The organism is Streptomyces sp. NRRL B-1347 (genome assembly GCF_000720325.1).
GTDB lineage: Bacteria > Actinomycetota > Actinomycetes > Streptomycetales > Streptomycetaceae > Streptomyces.
In genome coordinates this window covers 1-2,867 of the sequence record NZ_JOJM01000177.1, presented here as the reverse complement: position 1 = coordinate 2,867, position 2,867 = coordinate 1, and the positions used below count along the sequence as shown (strand labels likewise).

General features: G+C 70.5%; 4 protein-coding genes. 3 read left to right on the top strand and 1 reads right to left on the bottom strand.

The annotated features are described in order from the left end of the window. Nucleotides 1–147: 147 nt before the first annotated feature. Nucleotides 148–618 carry an NUDIX domain-containing protein gene (locus IG74_RS0144160; RefSeq protein WP_030689379.1) on the bottom strand — a complete coding sequence of 157 codons (471 nt, stop codon included), beginning with the start codon at nucleotides 616–618 and terminating at the stop codon, nucleotides 148–150. 137 nt (nucleotides 619–755) lie between these two features. Here IG74_RS0144160 and IG74_RS0144155 point away from each other — a divergent pair, with 137 nt between their 5' ends. From IG74_RS0144155 to IG74_RS0144145, 3 genes are all read left to right on the top strand, one after another. After that, entirely contained in the window at nucleotides 756–2,006 is a 1,251-nt protein-coding gene (locus IG74_RS0144155; protein WP_030689377.1) for a helix-turn-helix transcriptional regulator, read from the top strand. An 87-nt stretch (nucleotides 2,007–2,093) separates the two neighbouring features. Then, nucleotides 2,094–2,558: a hypothetical protein gene (locus tag IG74_RS48600; protein ID WP_051856723.1), complete on the top strand. Its 465-nt coding sequence runs from the start codon at nucleotides 2,094–2,096 to the stop codon at nucleotides 2,556–2,558. Then, nucleotides 2,555–2,770, top strand: coding sequence for a hypothetical protein (locus tag IG74_RS0144145; protein WP_030689373.1), 216 nt, complete (start codon nucleotides 2,555–2,557; stop codon nucleotides 2,768–2,770). The genes IG74_RS48600 and IG74_RS0144145 overlap by 4 nt, the downstream gene beginning before the upstream one ends. The last annotated feature ends 97 nt before the right edge of the window (nucleotides 2,771–2,867 follow it).

Here is a 2,867-nt window from a genome sequence, read left to right as displayed (position 1 = left end):
CGGCGACCACCGAGTTCTACACCTCTCTATTCGTCGGCAGCGTCAGATGTGTATAAGAGACAGTCCCACGGCCACCCCACCTCCCTCCTCGTCTCCCTCCCACCCCTCACGACCCTCTGGCTCCGCCCGACCTGACGAACCCCGGCCCTACCCCAAGTACGGCTCGGCCCGGCCGTCGAGGAAGTGCCGCAGGCGGAGTCGCTGCGTGTGGTGCATCGGCAGGGCTTCGAGGTCCTCGCGCGCGACGAAACGCAGTTCGGCCGACTCGTCCGAGATGGCCAGTCGGCCGCCTGTGACGCGGGCGGTGAAGCACACGTTGAACTGCCTGCGCACCTCGCCGTCGGTGTACGCGATGACGTGCTTCGGGTCGGTGTACGTACCGACCAGGCCCGTGATCTCGACGTCGAGGCCGGTCTCCTCCTTCACCTCCCGCACCGCTGCCCCCGGGAGCGATTCGGCCATGTCCATACCGCCACCGGGCAGCGCCCACAGGCCGTTGTCACGACGCCGCTGGAGCAGGATGCGCCCCTGCCCGTCGGCGACCACCGCGGAGGCCGCCACCACGAGCGAGTTGGGCTCCGGCGCATCGGGGTCGTCGTAGTACTCGGTGCGGGCCACCGGGCTCCTCCTTCACGGTGTGGGCGACTCGCCCGGCTGTGCCTCGGCGCTGGGAGCGGGCTCAGCCGAAGCCGGACACAGGGAAGGCTTTGCTCCTAGTCTGAAAGTGGTGAGCTGTCCAGAGAAGGGCAAGGCCAATGTCTTCAGGTGCTACCCCGGACCCGTACGCCGACCCGCTGCGCTTCGGGCAGCGGGTGCAGATTCTCCGCGAACGCCGTGGCATGACACGGCACCAACTGGCCGACTTCGTAGGGGTCTCGCCGCACACCCTGAAGAAGATCGAGAACGGACAGCAGAACGCACCAGGCATGGAGATGGTGCTGCGCATCGCCGAGGCACTGCGCGTGCGTGACCTCGCCGAACTGACAGGTCACCCGGACATGCACGTGGATCTCTTCGTCGGTCCTGGCCACCCGCGTCTCGCCGCGGTGAAGACCGCGGTCGATTCCTTCGCTCTCGCTGCCACCGTTGAGCCGCCGCCCCTGGCCCACATGGAGGCTCGTCTTCACGCCGCCTGGAAGGCGCGCCACCAAGCACCCGACCACCGCGAAGTCATCGGCAAGTTGCTCCCGGACCTCATCCGCGACAGCCAGGCGCTCTGCCGCCACGCGGACAGCGCGGTCGAAAGGCGCGCCGCTCAGGCGCTGCTCGCCGAGGCGTACAGCCTGTGCCAGTTCTTCGTCGCCTATCAGCCGGATCTGAGTCTCCTGTGGCGGGTCGCCGAACGAGGCATGACCGCCGCCCAGGAGTCCGAGGACCCGCACACGATCGGCGTCGCCGCATGGCTGCTTGCGCAGGCACACCGCGACAGCGGCCCGCGCCACTTCGAGGCGGCCGACGCCGTCAACCTCGAAGCCGTCCGCTTCCTGGAACCGCTCCTCCCGGACGCCTCCGACGACGTGCTGGCCATCGCCGGTGCCCTCCAGTTCGAACTCGGCTACACCGCTGCCCGACGGCGGGACAACGGCACCGCTTGGCGGCACTGGGACAAGGCGAACGACGTGGCTCAGCGGCTGCCGCGGGACTACTACCACCCGGTCACCAGCTTCAGCCGCGCCATCATGGGCGCGCACGCCGTCACGGTCGCCGTCGAGTTGCATCAGGGCGGAGAGTCCGTGCGCCAGGCGGCAAAGGCGGACGAGACCGTCATCAAGTCCCGTCCCCGCCGCGCCCGGCACAGGATCGAGGAAGCACGCGGCTTCCACCTCGACGGCCAGCCGGACGTCGCCATCGCCACCTTGGAGAAGGCTCACCACTCGGCCCCGGAGACAGTCGCCTACAACGGCTACGCGCGCCGGATCATCCTCGAAGAGACCGAGTCGAAGCAGTCCGAGCGGCGCCGCAGGGCATCGGAGCTGGCTGTCGAGGTAGGCATCCTGGCGGCATGAGGAGGGGGACCGGAATCCGGTCCTCGCCTCCTGTGCACTGCCCCTACCGTCGCCATCACACCTGATCAGCGACGATAGGGGCACATCGTGGACACCGACCTGCAGAGAGCCGTATCGCAGTGGCTGGCGGAGGCCGACCCGCGTCCGGGCGAAGTGTGGGCCGAGTGGGAGAAGCACGGGGTCGCGCTGCTCCCGCTCGGTCGCCGCTTCGACGCGATCCGCATCGAGGCGGACCGCGTCCACGACGCGGTCGGCAGCGACGAGCCGCAGACGGTGGCCACCGCGCTGCGCGAGTGGGTCGACGGGCCCGTCATCCGCGACTTCCGCAGCAGCGCGGGCCCGTACTACGTGCTCATCGCGCCGGGCGCCCACTGGGCCGGCCCTGCCGAGCGGCTCACCACCGGCACCTACCTCGGCGTCCCCCGCCCCGGCCACTCGACCATGCTTTCCCGCTGGGTGGTGCTGCCGCGGCACCCCGGAGCCCTGTGCGACAGCCGCTACGCGCACGCCCTGCTCGCGACGGCCACGCCCCTCAGGACGGTGGGCCGATGACGGCCATCACCGACCTCGACGGCTACGAGGACGACTACGAGTTCCCCGATCTGTACGGGGCCTACCGCGAGCATCTCGACCGGTGCCCCCGCATCCACCTCGGCCTCCTCACCGACTGCGTCGAGGGCGCCCTCCTGCGCGTGGCATGGACCCAGGAGGACTGGCCCGGCCGTGGCGCTGGCGGGGCCTGGCGGGTGGGAGCCGGTGGGTGATGCGGCCGGGGCATGGTTCCGGGGAGCGCCCGCGTGTGCCCGCACGGGAGCGGGCCAGGAGGACGGCGCCGGGGCGGACCCGCCCGCCACCCCCCAC

Excerpts from the sequence above, each read along its gene's own strand:
- IG74_RS0144145 (WP_030689373.1), top strand. The coding sequence starts at position 2,555 with ATGACGGCCATCACCGACCTCGACGGCTACGAGGACGACTACGAGTTC.
- IG74_RS0144155 (WP_030689377.1), top strand. The coding sequence starts at position 756 with ATGTCTTCAGGTGCTACCCCGGACCCGTACGCCGACCCGCTGCGCTTC.